Origin of the sequence: uncultured Haliea sp. (genome assembly GCF_963973825.1) — a bacterium.
GTDB lineage: Bacteria > Pseudomonadota > Gammaproteobacteria > Pseudomonadales > Halieaceae > Haliea.
Window position 1 is genome coordinate 29343 of record NZ_CAXBAE010000007.1, and the last position, 16808, is coordinate 46150.

Sequence of the window (16808 nt, forward strand, 5' to 3'; positions counted from 1 at the left end):
CGTTCAGTCGGCTACTCACGCGGAGAAAAGTGATGGGTGTACTACTCAGTCATACAGACAACGGGGTGACCACGCTCACCCTCAACAGGCCGGAGCAATTGAACGCGCTATCGCTGGAGTTACGCGCAGCGATAGCGCGGGAGTTCACAAGGCTCGCCAGCGACCCGGCCACCGATGTAGTCATTCTCACCGGTGCGGGTCGCGCCTTTTCCGCAGGACTGGATCTCAAGGAGTTGGCGCAAACCGGGCTGCAATCCGGGGCCGCTAACGGATCGGAGATGCATGATGCCATCCGTCATCTAGGCAAGCCGCTCATTGGCGCCATCAACGGCTTCGCCGTCACGGGCGCTTTCGAGATCGCCCTCATGTGCGACATCCTGATCGCTTCTGAGCACGCCCGTTTTGCAGACACCCATGTAAGAATGGGTGTGGTGCCGGGCTGGGGTCTCAGCCAGCGTCTCGCGAGGCTGATAGGCGCCTCGAGGGCCAGGGAGCTGAGCTTCACTGGCAAATACCTGGATGCCGAAACGGCAGAGAGGTGGGGCCTGGTAAACCGTGTGTTGAAGGCAGATGAGCTGATGCCGCACGCGCTTGAACTCGCAAGGGAGATCCAGGCTGCAGATCATGCCACCCTGAAAGCGGTGCAGCATCTTATCGACTATTCGTTGAACCACGGCCTGGATGAAGGGCTTGTTTACGAGGACAAAGTAAGTCGCGAACACGCGGAGACGGTGAGTAAAACTGCGCTGGAGAAGCGTAGGGGAGACGTTATGAGTGCCGGCCGTCTACAGAATTAATCACCGTCGATAAAACAGAGTCGAAGCTGGAGAGTGACGTCATGCACACAGGCGAACCCGCAAATCTGATCATAGAAGAAAAGGGCGCAGTCGACTGGGTGACCCTTAATCGCCCGAAAGCACTGAATGCGTTGAATCCCGCGATGGTCACCGAGTTGAGAGACTACTTCCGTGGGCTTGCCACGCGCCCTGAGCGCAGGATCGTCGTGTTGAGAGGCGCAGGCCGCGCATTCTGTGCCGGGCTGGATCTCAAGGCCGACGAAACGCAGGATCTGGGCACTGTGCAACAGGGCCTCGCGTTCCAGCGCTCGATTGCGGAGATCTACATCGCCATGCGGCGATGCCCGCAGCCCATAATCTCCCTGATAAATGGCGCGGCCTGCGGCGGCGGGTTCTCCCTTGCACTGGCTTCGGATATCCGTGTTGCCGACACCTCGGCGAAGATGAATTGTGCCTACATACGGATAGGGTTGGGGGGCTGCGACATGGGTTCATCCTACTTCCTGCCTCGCCTGGTGGGGGCGTCCCTGGCAGCGGAGCTGATTCTCACCGGCAAGTTCATCAATGCGCAGCGTTCGCTGGCGGTAGGGCTGGTATCGCAGGTTGTGGAGCCCGGGCAGCTTGAGGCGGCGATTCAGGAAGATCTGGAACTGATGCTTACCAATTCCCCGTTGGGGTTACGTCTATCCAAGGAGGCCCTGAACATCAATATCGATATTGGGTCTCTGGAGGCGGCGATCGCGGTGGAAGATCGCAACCAGATTCTCTGCAGCCAGACCGTGGACGCGCGCGAGGGCATGGCCGCCTTCGCCGAACGCAGAGTCCCGAATTACCGTGACGCTTGAGTGACCACAGTACGCTCCCCGTGAACCCGTAACCGGCCCCATGTTTTAATCAAACCTGAAGACATGACGCATGGCTGAAGGCTGAAGCATATATTATCGACGGAGGTGGTTGCCGGGAAGTTCATTCGTCGCCTCAACCTCAGCCTCGATCGCGACAAGGTCAATGTAAACGGCGGTTCCATGGCGCTAATTGGGGAGAGCCACCACAAGTTGGTGGCCCGCCCGAGAGGATTCGAACCTCTGACCTCTGCCTCCGGAGGGCAGCGCTCTATCCAGCTGAGCTACGGGCGGAAAACGGCGGTTGCGGGTGGCTGGTGCCGCAGCCCGCACCCCGCTTGGGGGGAGCGGACTATAGCAAAGGCGCTCACGGCGCTCAATAGACGAAAAGCCGGTGCTCTGCCGGGTGCGGGCATCCCCAGCGGCCGGCTACTGGTCGCCGGCAGCTTCCGGGCCCGGGGGGAAGGCCGCGAAAATGACCTCCGCTGCCTCGTTGTAGCGCGACTGGTCCTGCAGCTGTTTGCCGGTCAGGCGCGAGTGGGTGACGCCGCGCCACACGGAGCGCTTCATGGCCGGATCGATCATATCCACGATGAAGGTGCCCTCGGTGTAATCGCGTACGCTGACCTCGGTGGACATGCCCATGCAGGACCAGCAGTTGTACAGGCTGTAGCGATTGTAGCCGTAGTACATGCCCATGTAGCCGGGGCGGTCGTAGGTCTGTACATCCGTCTTGAACTGGGTGAGCAGGTGCCAGCTGACCAGCATGTCGGCATCCGCAGGATCTTCCACCAGCGCGATACCTTTCAGTGACAGGGCGTGGCGAATGGCCGTGTCGATGCGCTCCTTCTGCATATCGCTGAGCTGCAGCGGGTTGTCCCCCGCCACGGTGCCGGAGTCTTCAAGGAACGCGACGCTGCGCACCTCGCTGAAGTCATAGCTCGGGTTGTAGTCAACATCCGGCTTCGGTGGGCCGCTGGCACAGGCTGCCAGTAGCAGCGCGAGACTGCCTGCGCAGGCGGCTTTGAAGATGTTCAGTCGTTTTGTCACGGGGTACCCCTGGGTGTTGTGGTGCGTGAATGGTGTCTGCCATACCTGTTGGACTCCCTGAGCGCGGCAGAGTTTCCCGCTGATTATCCGGCCGAGGCCGGGTATCAACCGGCTCGCTGACCCAGGCCGCCGCAGGGTTCAAGGGTGGCCTGCAGCGCTGCCACATGGCGTTTCGGCGCCTCTGCCCAGTCTGTCAGCCTGGTGTCTCGCTGGCGCTGCCAGTCGCGATAGGCGGGGGGCAGGGCGGAATCGATCTCCTGTTCGAGCGCCTGCACCAGCGGCAGGAGTTCGTGTTGGCGGCGGCCGAGGTCCGCGGACCAGGGCTGTACCTCACCGACAAAAAACTTCTCGATCACGTTGCCCAGTGTATCCGCCGCCGCCGGGCGAATGCGCTCGCTGCACAGGGGCCCCGCCGCGCGTTGCTGCGCCAGTAAGGCATCCCCGGCCTGCAGCCAGCCAGCCTGAAGTGCCTGGGCGCGGAGCAGGGCGCCGCCATCCCCCAGCGCGATCTCACTGAGCTGCAGCTCGAACGCCATATTGTCGGCGCGGTAGTCGCCAGCGAGCCAGCGCCGGACGCTGGCATTGATGCTGGACAGCGCGGTCAGCGGCGCGCTGCTGGTATTCGCCGGGTACGTTCGCAGATGGTCCGGCGGTCGCCACAGGGCGCGATATTCGGGGCCACCCAGGGTGGCATTGAAGATCAGCGCCGGCAGCTGTTGCCGCTTCTGTGCATGGGCGTCTTCCAGAAGCTCGGCCAGTGCGGCTTCTCCCTGGCTGCGCTGGTAGGCGATACAGTCGGGCGCCAATTGCAGGAACTCCAGCTCCAGCAGCAGGCGCTGGGAGTCGCTGGACATAATGCCCAGGCTGCTGTTGCGTTTGCCGATGGTGACCTGCACGGCGCAGCCTGTGAGGGCGAGAAAGTCGAGCGTGCCCAGGTTGCCACTTTCCAGCGCAAGCTTCAGCTCACCGCGCGCAGGAAGCCTCGGCAGGGTGGGCAGTTGGGGTTGGGGTGCCGTCTGCCCCAGAGTGCGCTCCAGCCGCTGCACGTAGTCCGACAATGCGGCATCCGCCGGCGCCTCACCGCATGCCGCCAGGGCCAGCATGCTTGCGAGGAGCGCGCCGCACAGGGTTCGGGTTGGCGGGGTGACTGTCTGCATGGTGCTGTTATAACCGAATTTGCACAGCCCCGCCGCAGGCAAATGGGGGCAGTGAGCTGGGCGCCGACAGGCTCCGGGCCCCGGCGCCAGCGCGGTTCACTGCTCGCCAGCGGCTGCCTCAAGGGCCGCCTTGGCGCGCGGTAGCCAGGCGTGGATGTGGCTGCACTCATCGGGCACGGCGGCCTTGATCCAGCCGGCAAACTCGACGCATACCAGCAGGTCGATGTCCGCGAGTGAGAAATGCTCGCCGGCAAGGAAGGGACTTTTCGCCAGCGCGCGGTCCACCATGCGCCAGCCGGCTTCCAGGCGTTGTTTGCCGCGGTCAACCAGGGCCGGAATTTGCGCCACCTTCATCGGCCCCGGCAGGGCACGGTCGGCGAAGGCGGGATTGCCGTTGCGGAACACTTCGGCAATCGCGTGGAACATGCTGTTGAAGAGGCGGTGGTTCCAGCTGATCACTTGGGCTTTCTCCAATGCGGTGGTACCCAGCAGCGGCTTTTCGGGATAGAGCGCTTCAAGATAGACGCAGGTGCCGATGACCTCGGTGAGCACCGTGCCATCATCCAGTGCCAGTGCCGGGACGGTACACATCGGGTTGACCTTGCGGAAGCTCTCCTCGAACTGGGCCTGTTTCATCATGTCGATCTGGACCGTGTCCAGCTTTATGCCCTTGTAGTCGAGGAACAGCTGCAGGCGGCGTGGGTTGGGGGCTGGGTCGTAGGTGTAGAGTTTCATGCGGGTGCTCCGGGTTGTGTGCGGATGTTTGCAGCTATGGTACGGGCAAACCCCGCGCCCGTGCCAGCGGCCCGCAATGGCGAGTTTTCCCGCGGCGCATAACTGGCTATAATGCGCGGCCAGTAACCAGAGGACTCTGTTGTGATGAGCCGATTTGTAGTGAGTGTAGTGGCACTGTGTGCAGCCATGGCGGCAGGTGCTATCGAGCTTTCGGACAGCCAGAGGGCTGCCATTGAAGAGCGCATCAAGCCGATGGGTGAAGTGTGTCTGCAGGGTGACGCCACCTGCGCCGGCGCCGCAGCGGCGGGTGCAGCCGCGGTCGCTCGCTCGGGCGAGGAAGTCTACAACGCGGCCTGCATGGCCTGCCATATGACCGGCGCCGGCGGGGCCCCGGTAGTGGGCGACGCCACGGTCTGGGCGGAGCGCATTGCCAAGGGTATGGATGTGCTGCATGACCACGGCATCAACGGCATTCCGGGCACCGGCATGATCGCCAAGGGCGGTTGCATGAGCTGCTCCGATGAGGAAGTGATGGCTGCGGTCGATTTCATGGTCGAGAAGAGCCAGTAAGCTCGAGTGTTGTGAAAAACCGCCCCGCTACGGCCGGGCGGTTTTTTTGTGCCTGGCAGTCTCTGGTGCCATCTGTTTTTCCCCGCCCCCCGGGCTCTGTTACAGTGGCTTGTCGACAACATCGGGGGGCTTGGCGTGTCAGGCATGACGTTAGTGATTCGCGCAACGGCCGCATTCAGCGTGCTCACGCTGATTGCCTGCTCCGAGCCCGCACCACCGCCTCCGCCGGTGGGTGTGGTGGTGGACACAGTCCGGATAGAGCCCTACCAGGCGCGCTCGGTGTATGTGGGGCGCCTGGTTGCCCGCGATGATGTGACCATCCGTGCCAGTGTCAGCGGTTACCTGCAGGAGCGCCGTTTTGTTGAGGGGGAGCAGGTAGAGGCGGGTGACGTGCTCTATGTGATCGACCCTGCGGAGTATGCTGCGGCGCTGGCCATAGCCCGGGCAGACCTCGCTGCGGCGAAAGCCAACCAGAACAATGCCGAGCGCAACTATCGGCGCGGCCTGGAGTTGCTGCCGAAAGGTGCAATTTCCCAGGTGGAGATGGACAATCTTACGGCACTGAAGCTGGATGCCGATGCCCGTATCGAGGCGGCCCAGGCGCAGGTGAAGGCCGCGGAGGTCAACCTCGGGTTTACCACCATTAAAGCGCCGATCAGCGGTCGCATCGGGCGCAGCCAGGTAAGCCCCGGCGATCTGGTGGGTCCGAGTAGCGGCGATCTCACTACGCTGGTCAGCATCGACCCTATCGAGGCGCTGTTCCAGGTATCGGAAGCCACCTACATTGACCAGATCAGCCAGCGGGTAACCGCGAATCCCTCGGTGGATGACCTGCAGGGCGTCGAGGTGACCCTGGAGCTTGCCGATGGTCTGGAATACCCCGAAGTGGGGCAGATTGACTACTTCGGCAACCGCATTGACGCAACCACCGGCACCATGGAGGCCCGCGCCCGCATTCCCAACCCCTATGGCCTGCTGGTGCCCGGGCAGTATGTGCGCGTCACCCTGCAGGACACGGCGCTGGAAGAGGGGCTGTTCGTGCCCCTCGCCGCAGTGCAGGCGGACCAGCAGGGTGCGTTTGTGCTGGTGGTGTCGGACCAGAACACCGTGCAGCGCAATAACCTGCAACTCGGTGAGCGGGTTGACGACATGGTGCTGGTGACGGACGGGTTGGCAGCGGGTGACCGCGTCATCGTGCGCGGCCTGCAGCAGGTGCGCCCGGGCATGCCGGTGGTGATCACCGCGACGGTGGGCGCCACCGCCGACGAGGGCAACTGATGTTCAGCGCGTTTTTCATCCGGCGCCCCAAGTTTGCGCTGGTGATATCCATTGTGCTTACCTTGCTCGGCAGCCTGGCCCTGCGATTTCTGCCGATCAACGAGTATCCCCCGATCGCTCCGCCCAACATCGTGGTGTCGGCCGTGTATCCGGGTGCCGCCGCCGAGGTGGTCGAGATGGCGGTGGGTGCGCCCATTGAGGACGCGGTGAATGGCGTGGAGGATATGCTGTACATGTCCTCCAAGAGCGCCAACGACGGCAGCTATTCCCTCACCATTACCTTTGCCATCGGCACCGATGCCGACATGGCCCTGGTGCGCGTGCAGAACCGGGTCAAGCTGGCAGAGCCCTCACTGCCGGCGGAGGTGACGGCGCGCGGGCTGAAGATTGCGGAACGCGCCCCGGACATGCTGAAGATCATCAGCTTCACCTCGCCGGACGAGTCGCTGGATTACAAGTTTCTTTCCAACTACGTGAAGATCAATGTAGCCGGTGCCCTCAGCCGGGTGCCGGGAATTTCCGGCGCAGATGTGATGGGTCAGGCGGACTATGCCATGCGCCTGTGGCTGGACCCGGACAAGATGGCCAATCGCGGCCTGTCGGTGACGGACATCCAGGCGGCGCTGCGCGAGCAGAACGTGCAGGTCGCGGCGGGCAAAATAGGTGGCCCGCCCTTTGACCAGCGCATGGAGACCGAATTTACCCTGCGGGTGAAGGGCCGCCTGCAGGATGTGGCGGAATTCGAAGGCATCGTGCTGCGCGCCCGGCCGGATGGCTCGGCGATTTACCTGCGCGATGTGGCGCGGGTGGAACTGGGCCAGTCGACCTACGGTTTCTACGGTGAAATTGGTGGACGTCCCGCGGTCAACGTGGCGCTCTACCTGGCCTCGGATGCCAATGCGCTGGAGGTCGGCGAGACGGTGGATACCCTGGTGGCGGACCTCGCGCAGGGCTTCCCCGCAGGCATGGCCTACCAGATCAACTATGACACTACGCGCTATGTGTCGACGGCCGTGGCGCAGGTGTTGCAGTCCCTGCTGGTGGCGGTGCTGCTGGTGGTGCTCATCACCTTCCTCTTCCTCGGCAGCCTGCGGGCCACCCTGGTGCCCGCGGTGACCATTCCGGTGTCTCTGGTCTCATCGCTGGCCGTGCTCTTTCTGCTGGGCATGTCGATCAACACCATGACGCTGTTTGCACTCATTCTGGCCATCGGGGTGGTGGTCGATGATGCCATTCTGGTGATCGAGAACTGTGACCGTCACCTGCGCGAGGATCCGGACCTGGAGCCACGCGATGCTGCCCTGCAGACCATGCGCGAGGTGGGTGGCGCCATCGTTGCGACAACGCTGGTGCTGCTGGCGGTCTTTCTGCCCGTCGCGGCACTGCCCGGCATCACCGGTGAGATGTACCGTCAGTTCGGGGTGACCATCTGTGTCGCGGTGGTGTTTTCATCCGTCAACGCGCTGACCCTGAGTCCGGCGCTCTGCGCCCTGCTGCTCAAGCGTGGCGGGCAGCGCGACGCCGGATGGTACCGGATATTCCTCGCGGCATTTGCCCGTGTCACCGGCGGTTACACCCGTGGCGTGGACTGGGTGCTGCGCAAACTGGTGGTGGTTGGGCTGGTTTTTCTCGCCTGGATGGCTGCGCTGGCTGTGGGCGTGATCGCCACGCCGACCGCGCTGGTGCCGGATGAGGACAAGGGCGCGCTGCTGGTGAATATCCAGCTGCCGGATGCCGCCTCGCTGCTGCGCACCCGGGATGCGGTGCGCAAGGTGTCGGACATCATCGCCACCGACGCAGCGGTGCAGAGTGTCACCGAAGTGACCGGATTTTCCATCCTCACCGGCGCCATGGCGAGCAACGCCGCCACCCTGTTCGTCGTGCTCCGGCACTGGGACGATCGGCAGCAGGCGGAGGAGTTGGTGTTCAATGTAGCGCAGCGCATCAACCGGCAGGCCTTCCTGCAGGTGCCCGAGGCGCAGGTGGTGGCGATTGCACCGCCTGCCATCCCCGGCATGGGCGCTGTAGGTGGCCTGGAGTTGATGCTGCAGGACACCCTGTCCCGCGGCCCCGCCGAGCTGGCCGCTGTATTGAACAATTTCATCGTGGAAAGCAACGCGCACCCGGCACTGGCCAGCGTCTTCAGCACCTTCCGCGCCAACGTGCCACAGTACTTTATTGACGTTGACCGGGTGAAAGCCAAGAACCTCGGCGTACCGTTGAGTGAGGTGTTCCTGACCCTGCAGGCGCAGCTGGGCTCCCTGTATATCAACGATTTCAACAAGTTCGGCCAGACCTACCAGGTGACCATGCAGGCCGATGCGCCCTTCCGTGCCGACCTGGAGGGCCTGGAGCATTTCTACCTGAAGTCAGGCAGCGGGGAGATGGTCCCCCTGAGTACACTGGTGCGCAGCAACCTCACCCTGGGGCCGGATGTCACGCAACGCTACAACCTGTACCGCGCCGCCACCGTGCGCGGGAATGTGGCTCCGGGCTTCAGCAGCGGCGACGGCATGCGGGCCTTCGAATCGGTTGCGGACACGTTGCCCGATGGTTATCGCGTGGCCTGGACCGGCGCCGCCTTCCAGCAGCAGCAAGCCGGCAATACGGCGGTACTCGGTTTCGTCCTTGCGCTGGTGTTTGTCTACCTGTTCCTGGTCGCGCAGTATGAAAGCTGGTCGGTGCCCGTCGCCATTATCCTGGTGGTGCCGATGGCGATCGGCGGTGCCATTCTCGCCCTGCTGCTCACCGGGCAGGCGCTGAACCTGTATGCGCAGATCGGGCTGGTGCTGCTGATCGCCATGGCGGCGAAGAACGCGATCCTCATCGTGGAGTTTGCCCGCCAGCTGCGCGAGGACAGCGGCCGGGGCATCATCGAGGCGGCGGCCGAGGCAGGTCGGCTGCGATTCCGGGCGGTGTGCATGACTGCGGTGTCCTTCATCCTGGGTATTCTGCCGCTGGTGTTCGCTACCGGTGCCGGCGCTTTCGGCCAGCGCTCGCTCGGCATCACGGTGTTTGGCGGTATGCTGGCGGCCCTGCTGGTCGGCACGTTCTTCATTCCCGGTTTTTACGCGATTGTGCAGGGCCTGCGGGAGCGTGTTAAACAGCGTCTCGGCATAGGCCGCGCTGATACAAACGCGTAGCGGTCGCGCTGGTCGCCACCTGCAGCGCCACTTATACTGGCGCTCTCGGCAACAGGGGTGGGCAGGGTATCAACACTGACGCACGCTATATGGCCTGGCTGCTGGATTACCTGGCGGGCCTGGGTATGGACGCGGCCGCACTGGCGCGCACGCACGGTATCCGCGTCGATCAGCTGCACCGTCCTGAAACCCGTATCAGCGAGGCGAGCCACCACGGTGTGTTGCGCGACGCCCAGGCGAGCTTTCCGGGCAGGTCGCTGGGCCTGCAACTGGGCCTGCACCGCTCGATGGCCACCCTCGACCAGCTGGCCTACCTGATGATGAGCAGCGCCACGCTGAGGGAGTCCATTGCCCACGGCCTGCGCTTTCAGAATTACCCCGGGCGCTTTTCGGGGTTCCAGCTGGTGACCGCATTCAGCGAAATTGAAGGGCAGGGCTGCTACCAGATTCATGCCCAGGATAGCCTGGGCGACCTGCGGTTACTGGTGGTGGAGGAGTTGCTGGCGGCCATCGTCACCACTTCGCGCTGGGTGCTGGGCCGTGCGCTTCCGGTTACGGCACTGAAGCTCGATTACCCGGCGCCGACACACCATGCCGAATACGCGGCGGTTTTCAATGCGCCCATACAGTTCGACAGCGCCGCCACTCAGCTGTTTTTTGCCGCGGATATCCTCGATCAGCCGTTGCCCCACGCGAGCCCACAGAGTGCGGCGCTGTACGCCAGGCTCTGCGAGGAAACCAGCATCAGCCGCAGTCGTGGCGATATGGCCTGGCGTGTCTGGCAGATTATCGTGGAGAACCCGGCAGAGCCGCCCGGGCTGGAAGAGTGCGCCGCACTGTTGCACTGCAGCGTACGCACCCTGAGTCGCAAGCTGCAGGCCCAGGGCTGGCAGTACCAGCATCTGGTCGACCAGGTGCGTGAGATACACGCCCGACGCTACCTCAGCCATCCGCGCCTGAGCATCACCCACATAGCCCACCTGCTGGGTTACGCCGACAGCTCCGGCTTTCACCGCGCATTCAAGAAGTGGACCGGCCTTTCCCCCAGTGAATTCAGGGCCAGGTTGTTCGCCTGACGCGGCAATGGCGTGATCGGCCATGCAACTGGCCATATTCGCCATGCCGGCAGCGCCGGGCCTATCTACTATCATTGCATAAACCCGGCCCGCGCAGTCTGCATTGCCAGAGGCCGCTTGCGCCAGACCAGTTGTTGATGACCCCAGGTTCGCTAAACCGCCAGATGACGGAGTGTCGCTATGAATAAATATGACGGCTTGAACAAGGCCATGCTGGATCGCTTTGCACCGCAGCCCGGCAGGCGTCCGCTGCTGCCCGAGATGAGCGCCAAGGCGCAGGTGGCGCTGACCTGCCGCATGCTGTTTCGGGAAGGCTGGAACGAGCATATCGCCGGGCACATCACCCTGCGCCAGAGTGATGGCACCATACTGACCAACCCCTGGGAACTGGCGTGGGACGAGTTGACGGCCAGCGACATCATGACGCTGGATGCCAAAGGCAACATTATTGATGGCGAGTGGAACATTACCCCGGCCATCGGCCTGCACCTGCAACTGCATGACCTGCGACCCGATGTGAACGTGGTGATCCACAACCACACGCACTGGAGCGGTATCTGGGCCAACCTGCAGCGCACGCCGCCGATCTACGACCAGACCGGCGCACACTGCGGCCTGGAACTGCCGGTGTACAACGAGTACACCGGCACCTTCGAAGACGAGGCAACCACACTGTCTGCTGCCGAAGCGCTGGGCGATTCCAAGTGGGCACTGCTGGCCAATCACGGCGCACTGGTGGTGGGCAAGGACCTGCGCCAGGCGCATCTGCGCGTGATCACCCTCGAGTGGCGCTGCAAGCGCGCCTACGAGGTAGAGCTGCTGGGTGGCGCCGAGCCCCTGAGCAACGAGGTGGTGGAGAAAGTGAGCATCACCGACGGCAACGGTTTCCCCTTCTGTTTTGAAGCCATGGCGCGTCGCGAGCTGCGCCTGGACCCCAGCATTCTGGATTAGGAATTGACCATGAGCCTGACTGTAAAACCGCTTGCCAACATCGGCGCCGAGATCAGCGGCGTGAACATCAACGAGCCCGTTTCCGAGGCGCTGGCCAGGGAGTTGAAAGCCCTGTGGTATGAATACGGGGTGCTGCTCATCCGCGGCCAGAAGGTTACACCGGAGAGCCAGATCGCTTTCAGCCGCACCTTCGGCCCGCTGGAGATGCATCCGCTCAAGGCAAAGACATCGGAGGCCAATCCGGAGCTTTTTGTGCTGGAAAATGGCGGTGACAAGGACCAGTACTCCACGGCGTTCTACAAGGGCGAAAAGATTGTCGGCCGCCTGGACTGGCACATCGACCTGCACTACACCGGCAAGCCCAACCACGGCGCACTGCTGACGGCGGTGACAGTGGCTGAAGAAGACGGCCTGACCGGCTTTGGCGACCTCGCTGCGGCCTACGATGCACTGGATGACGACACCAGGGCGCTGCTGGACAAGCTGGAAGTGGCCTACAGTTTCAGCATGCAGCGGCGCCACATGCGCTATGTTGACCTCGAAGGGTACGAGCCCGGCCCCTACAGCCCACGGAAGCCATCAGATATCGGCTTCCCGGATTTCCCCGACGCGGTCTACCCGGCCGCACACAACCATCCCGTAACCGGTCGCAAGGTGTTGGGCATTGTTGAGCAGTTCCTCGACCGGGTGATCACTCCGCAGCAGTTCGGTCTGTCCAACGATGAAGCCATTGAGCTGCTCGAGATGCTGGTGGCGCACACGCGCAAGCCGGAGTTCCATTACTTTCACAAATGGGAAGAGGGCGATCTGGTGCTCTGGGACAACTGGCGCATCATGCACTGCGCCACAGGGACCAAACCCGGGGTGCGTCGCGTCATCAACCGCACCACCATCGAGGGCAATACCATGCTCGGGCGTGTGCTGGGTGCTGAAGTCTAGTCCCAGGCGAGCAAGTCCGCGCGCGGTGCGCCGCGCGCGCTGAGGCGACGTCAGGCAAACAGCGATTTCAGGCTGCTCAGGGTCTCCGTGGCGCGCTGTTCATTGGCTTGCGCGGTGTCGGCGTCGCCGCCCTGCCACTGCAGGTCCTCCGCCGGTAGCTCGGCAAGGAAGCGGCTGGGCTCACAGGTCAGCTGCTCGCCATATTGGCGGCGTTTCAGCGCCAGCGTCATGGTCAGTGTTTCCCGTGCCCGGGTAATACCCACGTAGGCCAGACGCCGTTCTTCGGCAATATTGTCCTCCTCGATGCTGACCCGGTGCGGCAGCAGGTTCTCCTCCATGCCGATAATGAATACGTGGGGGAACTCCAGCCCCTTGGAGGCGTGCAGGGTCATCAGCTGCACGCTGTCTGGTCCCGCTTTTTCCTCCTCCTGCTGCTCCAGCAGGTCGCGCAGCAGCAGGCGGCTGACGGCCTCATCCAGGCCGATGTCCTCGTCGCGCGTCACCCGCTCCAGGCTGTCGATCAGGAAAGTGACGTTGCCCATGCGGCGCTCCGCCACATCCTCGCTGGAGCTGATCTGCAGCAACCAGTCGGCGTAATCGATATCCCGCACCAGCTGGCGGATAGCGCCGATGCCGTCGCCGCCGGCGCTGCGCCGGCGCAGCACACCCAGCCACTGGTTGAATTCCCGCAGCCGTTTGAGCCCGGCATCGGGCAATGCACCGGCCTCGATGTGCTGCAGGGCCTGGCTCAGGCTGCAGCGATGCTGCGTGGCGCAGGTGCCGAGTGCCTCCAGGGTGGAGGGTCCCAGCTTGCGCCGCGGAACGTTGGCAATGCGCAGGAAGGCGTTGTCGTCGTTTTCGTTCACCAGCAGGCGCAGGTAGGCCATGATGTCCTTGACCTCATTGCGGGCGAAGAAGGAGGTGCCACCGCTCAGGTGGTAGGGCACCTGCTGCTGTTGCAGGGCGAGCTCCAGCAGCCGCGACTGGTGGTTACCCCGGTAGAGGACCGCGTAATCGCCGAAGCGGGTGCGCTTGCGCAGTTTGTGGTCGAGGATCTCTGCAACCACCTGGTCCACTTCCTGCTGCTCATCGGCGCAGCGCAGCACGCGCAGGGGTTCACCGGCGCCGAGCTCACTCCACAGCTGTTTCTCGAACACGTGCGCATTGTTGGCGATGAGCGTGTTGGCGGCCTTGAGAATGCGGGCGGTGGAGCGGTAGTTCTGCTCCAGCTTGACCAGCTTCAGGCCGCGGAAATCCGCCTGCAGCTGTGCCAGATTCTCCGGGCGAGCGCCGCGCCAGGCGTAGATTGACTGGTCGTCGTCGCCGACCACGGTCAGCCCGCCGCGCAGGCCCACCAGTTGGCGTACCAGCAGGTACTGGCTGGCGTTGGTGTCCTGGTACTCGTCCACCAGCAGGTAGTGCAGCCGGTTCTGCCATTTTTCCAGAATGTCCGGCTGGTGCTCGAAGAGGATGGTGGGCAGCAGGATGAGGTCATCGAAGTCCAGCGCATTGAAAGCCTTCAGGGCACGCCGGTAGCGCTGGTAGGCCTGCGCAAAGAGCATCTCTGCCGGCGAGGTCGCCTGCGCCAGCGCTGCTTCGGGCAATATGCGGTCGTTCTTCCAGTTGGAGATGCGCTGCTGGATGAGGCCGGCCTGGTCCCCTTCGGCGCCGTGCTCCTGGATGAGCAGATCATGGATGAGCTTGCGGCTGTCTTCGCCATCAAATATCGAGAAGCCGGCCTTCATGGCCAGCGCCTTGCGCTCCTCGCGGATAATCTTCAGGCCCAGCTGGTGAAAGGTGCTGACCGTGAGCCCCTCACAGGCCTGTGGGCCGAGCAGGCTGCTGACGCGCTCTTTCATTTCCCGCGCCGCCTTGTTGGTGAAGGTTACTGCCGCGATGCGATCGGCACGAATACCGCAGTCCTGCACCAGGTAGGCGATCTTGCGTGTGATCACGCTGGTCTTGCCGCTGCCTGCGCCGGCGAGTACCAGCAGCGGGCCATCAATGTAGCGCACAGCCTCGCGCTGGCGGGGGTTGAGCTGGGTCACGGAAATGTCTGTCGGTCGGCCTCAATCGGCCGCGCAGTGTAGCAGGATTTTTCCATCATCCGCTGCTGCGAGTGGGCGCCGGGTTTCCCGCGGCGCAGGACTTTGTTCATACTCCGGGTTTCCGGTCGCAGCGCACACTGCCCTGCGCCGCCTTTACACCCGCTGGAGTCACCATGCCTGATGATCTGATCCCCGGTCCCGCCGACCCGTCATTCGTTGCCAATGCAGAGCCGTTGCGGGAGCCCCCGGCTCAGCCGGACTTCCAGCAGGTAGTAAGTGCTCGCTACCAGCGCAGGGATGTTCTGCGCGGGGGGCTGGGGTTTGCGTTGAGCGCTGTGATGGGCGGTCTGTTGAACCCCCGCGTGGCGTCTGCGTTTGGCGCAGGCGCGGGGCAGGGGGTGTCTTCGCGTCTCGGGTTTGCCGCGGTGCCGGTCAGCAGTCGCGATGCGGTGGAACTGCCCCCCGGGTACCGGGTGCAGGTCATCCTGCCCTGGGGGGAGCCCCTGTGTGGCGACTACCCGGCTTTCTCGGCCCGCAATGGCGCCGCGGAGCAGGCCCAGCAGGTGGGTTCGCACCACGATGGCATGCACTTCTTCCCGCTGCAGGGCAGCGACACCGATGGCCTGCTGGTCATCAACCATGAGTATGCCGAGCCGCGGTTCCTGCACGCCGGGTCCGCCGGGCTGGCGCTCGCTGTCCACGATGTGCCCCTGCGGGCAGACGGCAGCCGCGATCCCGATCAGGTATTGAAAGAGATCCATGCGCACGGGGTGAGTGTGGCACGTATCCGGCGCGATGCGCAGGGCCTGTGGCAGCTGCAGCGCGATGCCCGCAACCGCCGCATCACGGCGGCCACCCCCATGCAGATCAGCGGGCCACTGCGCGGAGATCCGCGGATGCGCACGGCGTGGAGCCGTGACGGCACCCGGGCCCGCGGCACGCTGAACAACTGTGCACACGGTGTGACCCCCTGGGGCACCTACCTGGCCTGTGAGGAAAACTGGCGCGACTACTTTGTGCGCGACAGAGGTCCGGCACCGGTAACGCTCACGCGCTACGGTGTAGAGCCGATGGACAGCTGGCGCTGGCATCTGGCCGCCGGCAACGCAGAAGAGGACCCCGGCCAATTCGCACGTTTTGATGCCAGTCGCCGCGGCGAGTCGGCGGAGGAGGATTTTCGCAATGAGCCGCATGCCTTTGGCTGGGTCGTGGAAATCGACCCCTTCGATCCGCAGAGTGAGCCGGTCAAGCGCACCCACCTCGGGCGCTTTGCCCATGAGGGTGTCATCTTCGCGCCCGCCGTGGAGGGCCGCCCCGTGGTGCTTTATTCCGGCGATGACGCCCGCTTCGAGTACATCTACAAGTTTGTGTCCAGTCGCCCTTACCACGCCGCCTTGGCGGACGGCTCGCTGCTCGACGAGGGCACCCTGTATGCGGCGAAGTTTGCCAGTGACGGCAGCGGCGAGTGGCTGGCGCTGGCACCGGGAAAGAACGGTCTGACAGCCGTGCAGGGCTTTGCCTCGCTCGCCGATATCCTGCTCAATGCCCGCGGGGCAGCAGACCTCGCCGGCGCAACGCCGATGGATCGCCCGGAATGGGGAGCGCTGGACCCGGAAAACGGCCAGCTGTATTTCAGCCTGACCAAGAACAAGCAGCGCACGCCGCAGCAGACCGATTCCGTCAATCCCCGCGCCCACAACCGGCATGGCCAGATCGTGCGATGGCGGGAGGCGGACGATGATCACACCGCAACCGCCTTCGAGTGGGAGCTGTTCCTGCTCGCCGGCGACGAGCGCCAGGGCCGCAATCTCCAGGGAGACCCGCTGACGCTGGACAACCGCTTCTCCAACCCGGACGGTCTGTGGTTCGACCGCGACCGGCGCCTGTGGATCCAGACGGACATTTCAGACGAGGACCTCAACACACGAGGCTGGTCTTCCTTCGGCAACAACGCGCTGCTGGCCGCCGACCCGGATACCGGCGAAGTCAGGCGTTTCCTGGTTGGGCCGCGCGGCGCCGAGATCACCGGCTGTGTCGGCACAGCCGATGGCACCACACTGTTCGTGAACGTGCAGCACCCGGGCGCATCAACCGGCGCCGAAGACTTTGCCCACGGTAGACTGCAAAGCTACTGGCCAGATGGAGGCCCTGCGATGCCGCGCTCGGCAACCCTGGTGATTACGCGTGAGGACGGCGGTGTCGTGGGCGCTGGGTAGTGGGCC

The 16808-nt window shown here is 63.8% G+C and carries 13 protein-coding genes and 1 tRNA gene; 9 read left to right on the forward strand and 5 right to left on the reverse strand.

What is annotated here, in order from left to right; genetic code table 11:
* Positions 1-32: 32 nt before the first annotated feature.
* Both AACZ17_RS09745 and AACZ17_RS09750 read left to right on the forward strand, forming a co-directional pair.
* Positions 33-797, forward strand: a complete 765-nt coding sequence (locus AACZ17_RS09745; protein ID WP_290742501.1) for an enoyl-CoA hydratase — start codon at positions 33-35, stop codon at positions 795-797.
* A 41-nt stretch (positions 798-838) separates the two neighbouring features.
* Positions 839-1642: an enoyl-CoA hydratase-related protein gene (locus AACZ17_RS09750; RefSeq protein WP_290742499.1), complete on the forward strand. Its 804-nt coding sequence runs from the start codon at positions 839-841 to the stop codon at positions 1640-1642.
* A gap of 214 nt (positions 1643-1856) precedes the next feature.
* Here AACZ17_RS09750 and AACZ17_RS09755 read toward each other — a convergent pair.
* The 4 genes from AACZ17_RS09755 to AACZ17_RS09770 all read right to left on the reverse strand — a co-directional run bounded on the left by AACZ17_RS09755 (position 1857) and on the right by AACZ17_RS09770 (position 4581).
* A tRNA-Arg gene (locus tag AACZ17_RS09755) sits at positions 1857-1933 on the reverse strand.
* 135 nt (positions 1934-2068) lie between these two features.
* Positions 2069-2689, reverse strand: coding sequence for a DUF4136 domain-containing protein (locus tag AACZ17_RS09760; RefSeq protein ID WP_290742496.1), 621 nt, complete (start codon positions 2687-2689; stop codon positions 2069-2071).
* Between the two features lie 104 nt (positions 2690-2793).
* Positions 2794-3846, reverse strand: a complete 1053-nt coding sequence (locus AACZ17_RS09765) for a DUF3080 family protein (RefSeq protein ID WP_290742492.1) — start codon at positions 3844-3846, stop codon at positions 2794-2796.
* A 96-nt stretch (positions 3847-3942) separates the two neighbouring features.
* The gene (locus AACZ17_RS09770) at positions 3943-4581 is read right to left on the reverse strand and encodes a glutathione S-transferase family protein (protein ID WP_290742490.1); all 639 of its coding nucleotides are present in this window, start codon (positions 4579-4581) and stop codon (positions 3943-3945) included.
* A 144-nt stretch (positions 4582-4725) separates the two neighbouring features.
* Here AACZ17_RS09770 and AACZ17_RS09775 point away from each other — a divergent pair, with 144 nt between their 5' ends.
* From AACZ17_RS09775 to AACZ17_RS09800, 6 genes are all read left to right on the forward strand, one after another.
* Entirely contained in the window at positions 4726-5151 is a 426-nt protein-coding gene (locus AACZ17_RS09775; RefSeq protein WP_290742486.1) for a c-type cytochrome, read from the forward strand.
* Between the two features lie 144 nt (positions 5152-5295).
* A complete protein-coding gene (locus tag AACZ17_RS09780) occupies positions 5296-6429 on the forward strand; it encodes an efflux RND transporter periplasmic adaptor subunit (protein WP_290742483.1) in 1134 nt (377 codons plus the stop codon).
* Complete coding sequence (locus tag AACZ17_RS09785) at positions 6429-9572, forward strand: multidrug efflux RND transporter permease subunit (protein WP_290742480.1); 3144 nt, start codon at positions 6429-6431, stop codon at positions 9570-9572. The genes AACZ17_RS09780 and AACZ17_RS09785 overlap by 1 nt, the downstream gene beginning before the upstream one ends.
* A gap of 89 nt (positions 9573-9661) precedes the next feature.
* Positions 9662-10648 (forward strand): AraC family transcriptional regulator, encoded by a 987-nt coding sequence (locus AACZ17_RS09790; protein ID WP_290742477.1) that lies wholly within the window; start codon positions 9662-9664, stop codon positions 10646-10648.
* Positions 10649-10828: 180 nt separating this feature from the next.
* Positions 10829-11599 (forward strand): class II aldolase/adducin family protein, encoded by a 771-nt coding sequence (locus AACZ17_RS09795; protein WP_290742474.1) that lies wholly within the window; start codon positions 10829-10831, stop codon positions 11597-11599.
* Positions 11600-11608: 9 nt separating this feature from the next.
* Positions 11609-12538 (forward strand): TauD/TfdA family dioxygenase, encoded by a 930-nt coding sequence (locus AACZ17_RS09800; protein ID WP_290742471.1) that lies wholly within the window; start codon positions 11609-11611, stop codon positions 12536-12538.
* Positions 12539-12588: 50 nt separating this feature from the next.
* Here the strand turns inward: AACZ17_RS09800 and AACZ17_RS09805 are convergent, their stop codons facing one another.
* Entirely contained in the window at positions 12589-14586 is a 1998-nt protein-coding gene (locus AACZ17_RS09805; RefSeq protein WP_290742468.1) for a UvrD-helicase domain-containing protein, read from the reverse strand.
* Between the two features lie 173 nt (positions 14587-14759).
* Here AACZ17_RS09805 and AACZ17_RS09810 point away from each other — a divergent pair, with 173 nt between their 5' ends.
* The gene (locus AACZ17_RS09810) at positions 14760-16802 is read left to right on the forward strand and encodes a PhoX family phosphatase (RefSeq protein ID WP_290742465.1); all 2043 of its coding nucleotides are present in this window, start codon (positions 14760-14762) and stop codon (positions 16800-16802) included.
* The last annotated feature ends 6 nt before the right edge of the window (positions 16803-16808 follow it).